This window comes from Lutibacter sp., from assembly GCF_040883305.1.
Classification (GTDB): Bacteria; Bacteroidota; Bacteroidia; order Flavobacteriales; family Flavobacteriaceae; genus Lutibacter.
In genome coordinates this window covers 1-6,029 of sequence record NZ_JBFLKT010000278.1, presented here as the reverse complement: position 1 = coordinate 6,029, position 6,029 = coordinate 1, and the positions used below count along the sequence as shown (strand labels likewise).

Annotated in this window: 6 protein-coding genes; 2 read left to right on the top strand and 4 right to left on the bottom strand. The window is 29.6% G+C overall.

All coding sequences use genetic code 11. The features are described 5' to 3' along the window. A partial coding sequence (locus tag AB1Z17_RS08710; RefSeq protein WP_368051418.1) for a putative porin occupies window positions 1-1,184 on the top strand: 1,184 nt, incomplete at its 5' end. Between the two features lie 50 nt (window positions 1,185-1,234). Here the strand turns inward: AB1Z17_RS08710 and nhaC are convergent. After that, entirely contained in the window at window positions 1,235-2,695 is a 1,461-nt protein-coding gene (nhaC, locus tag AB1Z17_RS08705) for a Na+/H+ antiporter NhaC (protein WP_368051416.1), read from the bottom strand. 108 nt (window positions 2,696-2,803) lie between these two features. Next, complete coding sequence (locus AB1Z17_RS08700; protein ID WP_368051415.1) at window positions 2,804-4,003, bottom strand: aminotransferase class I/II-fold pyridoxal phosphate-dependent enzyme; 1,200 nt, start codon at window positions 4,001-4,003, stop codon at window positions 2,804-2,806. A gap of 179 nt (window positions 4,004-4,182) precedes the next feature. On the opposite strand from AB1Z17_RS08700, the gene AB1Z17_RS08695 reads away from it, so the two are divergent. Continuing rightward, the gene (locus AB1Z17_RS08695) at window positions 4,183-4,647 is read left to right on the top strand and encodes an Lrp/AsnC family transcriptional regulator (protein ID WP_368051414.1); all 465 of its coding nucleotides are present in this window, start codon (window positions 4,183-4,185) and stop codon (window positions 4,645-4,647) included. 48 nt (window positions 4,648-4,695) lie between these two features. Here AB1Z17_RS08695 and AB1Z17_RS08690 read toward each other — a convergent pair whose 3' ends face one another. Both AB1Z17_RS08690 and AB1Z17_RS08685 read right to left on the bottom strand, forming a co-directional pair. Further along, window positions 4,696-5,274 (bottom strand): YceI family protein, encoded by a 579-nt coding sequence (locus tag AB1Z17_RS08690; protein WP_368051413.1) that lies wholly within the window; start codon window positions 5,272-5,274, stop codon window positions 4,696-4,698. Between the two features lie 98 nt (window positions 5,275-5,372). Beyond that, window positions 5,373-6,005, bottom strand: coding sequence for a YceI family protein (locus AB1Z17_RS08685; RefSeq protein ID WP_368051412.1), 633 nt, complete (start codon window positions 6,003-6,005; stop codon window positions 5,373-5,375). Window positions 6,006-6,029: the final 24 nt, after the last annotated feature.

Below are 6,029 nucleotides of genomic sequence, written 5' to 3'. Positions count from 1 at the left end.
GCATTAAAGATTCTAATAAACCTCCTAAAGATTCTACAAAAGTTAAAGTTTCTAAATTAGATTCCATTAAAAATATTAATGATAATTTAGTTATAAAGTTGGGGCATGCTTTTTTGTATGAGACCAAACATTATAGGTTTAAAAAAAGTGCTGCTGGAACTGTCTTTGGCGACTCTTATGAAACTTCTATTCAAGATCACACTTCTTATCAAAATATGGAAAACCAGCTCTATTTAGAGTTATATACGCCATATACCGGAACTCTAAGAGCAAAAGCAAATCATTACAAATACAATTATCATTACAATAGTGTTTTGTTTTTAGACACCATTACAATTTCCGATAGATTAAAGGGAAATGTATTTTCTGCTGGAGCAGATTGGAAAGCAACCATTGGCAACTTAAGCGTAAATGCAGATGCAACTTCAATTATTTCTGGAGATTTAACCGGAAATTCTATAAAAGCATCTGTAAATTATAAAAAAGACAGTGTTTTTAGTATTAAAGGATATGCTGAAGTTACTTCAAAATCACCAAGTTTAAATAAAATCTTGTATCAAAGTGCTTTTAAAGATTACAATTGGAAAAATAATTTTGACAATGAAGAGCTGAAAAATGCTGGTATTGAGTTTAAATTAAATAAGTGGGGAAGTATCAATGCTTCCTATAACTTAATAGATAATTACACCTATTTTGATACAATTTCTCGTCCAACTCAAGCCAAAGAAACTTTAAATTATATAAAAGTAAAAGCCAATCAGTATTTTACATTTAGAAACTTTACCTTAGACAATACAGTAATGTATCAGAATGTTTTAGAAGGTGAATCATTTTTTCATGTACCACAAATAGTTACAAGAAATACTTTGTATTATGCAAATTATGTTTTTAAAGGAAAACCACTTTATTTACAAACTGGTGTTACTTTTAAATACTTTACAGCATTTAAATCTAATGCCTACAATCCGCTTTTAAGTGAATTTGTACTGCAAAATGAAACTGAAATAGGTAACTATCCTATCTTAGATTTCTTTTTTAATATGCAAGTGCAGAGAACACGCATTTTTTTAAAAGTTGAGAACTTTGGAGCTGGTTTTACAGGAAGAAATTATTATAGTGCTCCAAATTATCCTTACCGAGATTTAACAGTTCGATTTGGTTTGGTTTGGAATTTCTTTATTTAAAATTCTTTCCTAAATCCTTTCCAAAGGAAAGGACTATTAAAAAAACGCAGTTAATCTTTAACTAATTGTTTTATTTTAATATTTAATGCAGCAAAAAACAACGTTGTAAATGGACTTAACCAATTAAATATTGCGTACACAAAATAATCTGCAACATTAACTCCTAAAACCGTAGATTGATAAGCACCACAAGTATTCCAAGGAATTAAAACGGATGTGACAGTTCCGGAATCTTCTAGACTTCTACTTAAATTTTCAGGTGCTAAACCTTTATCTTCATAGGCTTGTTTAAACATTTTTCCAGGAATTACGATTGCCAAGTATTGGTCCGATGCTATTGCATTTAAACCTAAACAACTTACAACAGTACTTGCAAATAAGCCAAATACAGATGAAGCAACTTTTAATAAAGCATCAGTAATTCTGGTTAAGGCTCCAATGGCATCCATTATTCCACCAAAAACCATAGCACAAATAATAAGAAATATAGTCCATAGCATTCCTTGCATTCCACCTGCGCTAAAAAGTTCGTTTAACTTTTCGTTATTTGTGGTAATTTCAGTATCAATAAATATGGCATTTACAATTGATTTAAAATTCGAATTAGACAACCCACTTAAAATCTCCGATTGAAAAATAAATGCAAAAATAGCTGCTAGTAGAACACCAACTCCAAGTGCAACTAATGGTTTTGTTTTGGTAACAATTAATACAATTACAGCTACTGGTACAATAAATAAATATGGTGAAATATTAAATGTACTATTAATTGTATTTAGTAAACCACTAACATCAGCATTTCCAGAAGTATCAATATTAAAACTTAAAATACTAAACACAATTAGTGTAATTATAATTGTTGGTACAGTGGTTATTGTCATATACCGTATATGCGTAAATAAATCAGTTCCTGCCATTGCAGGAGCTAAATTTGTAGTATCACTTAATGGCGACATTTTATCTCCAAAATAAGCACCTGAAATTACTGCTCCAGCTATCATACCTGTTGGAATACCTAATGCACTTCCAATACCAACCAATGCAATACCAACAGTTGCAGAAGTTGTCCAAGAGCTTCCTGTTGCAATAGAAATTAATGCGGCAATAATTACCGAAGCTGGTAAAAATATTGATGGATTTAACACTTGTAATCCATAATAAACCATTGCAGGTATAATGCCACTTACCAACCACGTTCCTGCCAATGCACCAACTAAAAACAAAATCATTATTGGAATAAAAACACTTTTTAGGTTGTCAATAATTTCAGCAACCATTGATTTAAAATTCACTTTATTAAAAAACCCAACTATTGCCGCAACTAAACCACCTAATAATAAAATAAATTGATTTGAGTAATCACCCAGCAAAACACCATCTGCATAAAAAATATTATATGCCAACATCAACATTAAAGCAACTACAGGAATAAGTGCTTCAAAAAAATTAAGTTCTAAATTATTTATAATATCGTGATCTTCTGTTTCTGTAGTGTCCTTGTTTTCTTGCATGTATTATTTTTAGAAATGTAATAATACACAAAATTGAAAGTTTACACAAATTTAAAGCCCCATTCAAATTAATGAATGAGGCTTTGAAAAAATAAAAAGAAAATAACTTTATAATACACCTACTTTTTTCATACACATTCTCATGGCTCTGTAAGTGCGTTCAATATCGTTATCTAATCCAATAGAAAAACGAACAATACCGTCCGAAAGTCCCATTTTAACTTGTTCATCTTCTGGAATTTCAGAAGAGGTACTTGTTCCAGGTGCGCTAAATAACGTTTTGTAAAAACCTAAACTAACTGCTAAATATCCTAAATTTTCATGTTGCATAAGTTCCATTAATTCATTGGCTTTATCTAATGTACCAACATCAAGAGTTAAAATTCCACCAAAACCATATTCTTTGTTATACATAGTTTTAAATAATTGGTGGTCTGGATGCTTTTTAAGACCTGGATACACAACTTTTAAACCGTCAGCTTCAAAATTCTCAGCTAAATACATTGCGTTTTCACTGTGTTTTTTCATTCTAATATGAAGTGTTCTTAAGTTTTTTAAAATACTTGCAGCTCGCAAACTATCCATAACAGGTCCCAATAACATGGCAGCTCCATTATTTACATTCCTTAAACTATCAATAAATTCTTGACTTCCACAAACTACACCTCCAACAGTATCATTTGTACCGTTTATAAATTTTGTTAAACTATGAATTGTAATATCTGCACCCAATTTTTGTGGTGAGATTATTAAAGGAGAAAAGGTATTATCTACCACTAATAATACATTGTGTTTTTTGGCTATTTTAGATAATTCAGTAATGTTAGCAATTTCTAATAAAGGGTTGCTAATTGCCTCACAATAAATCATTTTTGTTTCTGAAGTAATTGCATTTTCTACCGCTTCTAACGAAGTAATATCAACAAAAGATGATGTGATATTAAATTTTGGAGCAAAGTTTTTAAGAAATGCATAGCTTCCCCCGTAAATAGTTCTACTAGAAACAATATGATCTCCAGCTCCACAAACTTGCAAAAACACAGAAGTTATTGCTCCCATTCCTGACCCAGCAACATTTGCAGTTTCAGTAAATTCCATTGCAGCCAACGCTTCACTTAAATATAAATTACTTGGACTGGTATGACGTGAATATAAATAGCAACCTTCTGCATGACCTTCAAAAGTGTCGAGCATTGTTTTTGCATGTAAAAAAGTATAGGTTGCAGAATCTGAAATTGAAGGATTTACACCTCCAAATTCTCCAAAGTATTGTAAATCTTGAATGTTATTTGCTGGTTTATTGCTCATGTCTAACTGTTTTTAATTATTATACCTAGTTTAGATTGTTAATATAAAATTAAGAAATATTAATTATATATTCTGATTAATTTACCAATAACACTATTTATTACTGTTAAAATTTATAATAACAGAATATATAACTATTATTGAAGTTATTTTTACTAATTTTAGTGAAAATTACTAAAATGGGCAAAATAGATACAATTGACAGTCAGATTTTAATGCTTTTACAACAAAATTCTAAAATGAATATAAAAGAAATTGCACTTAAAATTGGCTTAACTTCTACACCAACTTACGACAGGATTAAACGTTTAGAAAAATCTGGAATTATTACGCATTATAAAGCTGAAATAAACAGAGAAAAAGTGGGTTTAGATTTGGTTGTTTTTTGTCAGGTAACACTTCAAGTACATTCTAAAAAATTAATTACTCAATTCGAAAGCGCTATTGAAAAAATGCCCGAAGTTGTTGGCTGCTTTCATATTGCAGGAAACTTTGATTATTTGTTGAAAATTGCAACACCAAACATTAAATCTTATCAGTTTTTTTTAAAAAATAAACTGTCTGTTCTAGAATCTGTTTCAAATGTGCAAAGCAATTTTGTAATGAGTATGGTTAAAGAAAACACCATTTATAAATTAACCTAAAAAAAAGCCTGAATTTTAATTCAGGCTTTTCAAATTATGTCTATTTTTTTATTTATTCGCTACAATTGTAACTTGCAAATCAAATTCATCATTTATAAACTTATCTTTTAAGTCGTTAAAAAATGTTTTTGATTTAAATTTTACATTAAAATCTGCCCTGTTAATTTGAAAAACAGCACTCTTTAAAGTAACTGAAGCATCAGTTTTTGTAACATTTCCTAACAAAGAAATTTCTTTTGTAATTCCTTTAATAGTGATATTACCTTTAATTGTCGCTGCTCCATTTTCATCCATTTCAACTTGACTAATTGAAAATTTTGCAGTTGGAAAAGCTTCAACTTCAAAAAAGTCTGGAGATTTTAAATGTCCTTCTAATTTCGCACTTCCATCAGCATCTTTAATTGAAGCCATATCAGCAGAGAATAACCCTCCAGCAATATATTGATCTTGCATTAGAATTGATCCAGATTGCAAGGCAATTGTTCCATTATGTGCGCCTGTTGGTTTATAACCTTTCCAGATAATTGTTGAATTTACAACATCAACTTCATACTTTTCTTGCGCAGATACTGCAGAAAACGATAATACCACAAATGCAATTGATACTAGTATTCCAAATTTTTTCATTGTTGTTCTTTTTTAGTTAATAACATTGTAAATGTATTGATTTAAAGTTAATCACTCCAAAAAATAGCATTTAGTAAAGATTTTCAAAATTAAAACATTTATTTTGATGCATTCACTTCAAAAGAAATTTCAAATTCATCATTAATAAATTTATCTTTTAAATTATCGAAGAATTTTTGTGATTTGTATTGAATATCAAATTCAGTTCTGTCAATTTGAAAAGTTGCGCCAGCAAGTTTTATTCCATTAGCTGAAGCAGTTAATGTTGCAGGAAATTCAATACTTTTGGTAATTCCTTTAACAGTTAAGTCTCCTTTCACTAAATCACCGTTAACACTTGTAATTTTAAATATAGCTGTTGGATTGTTTGCAACATCAAAAAAGTCTCCACTTTCTAAATGTCCTTTTAATTTCGCATTGTATTCATCGTCTGCAGGTAAATCTAAAACAGTAATAGAATTCATGTCAAACACAAAGTTTCCACCAGCTAATTTCCCTTCTTTCACTTCTAACGTTCCGTTTTTTATTGCTACAGTACCATTATGCGTTCCTGTTGGTTTAAATCCTTTCCAATTTAATATAGAAGTTTCAGTATTTGCCATATAATTAGCATCAGCTATTTGTTGCATTTCTGTTTTAACTTCTACTTCTTTTTTTTCTTCTTTTGCTTTTTCTTTACAAGAAATAAATAGTACTGATAGTACCAATATTGATAAGATTTGTTTTTTCATTTTTAATAGTTTTTAGTTTAATTT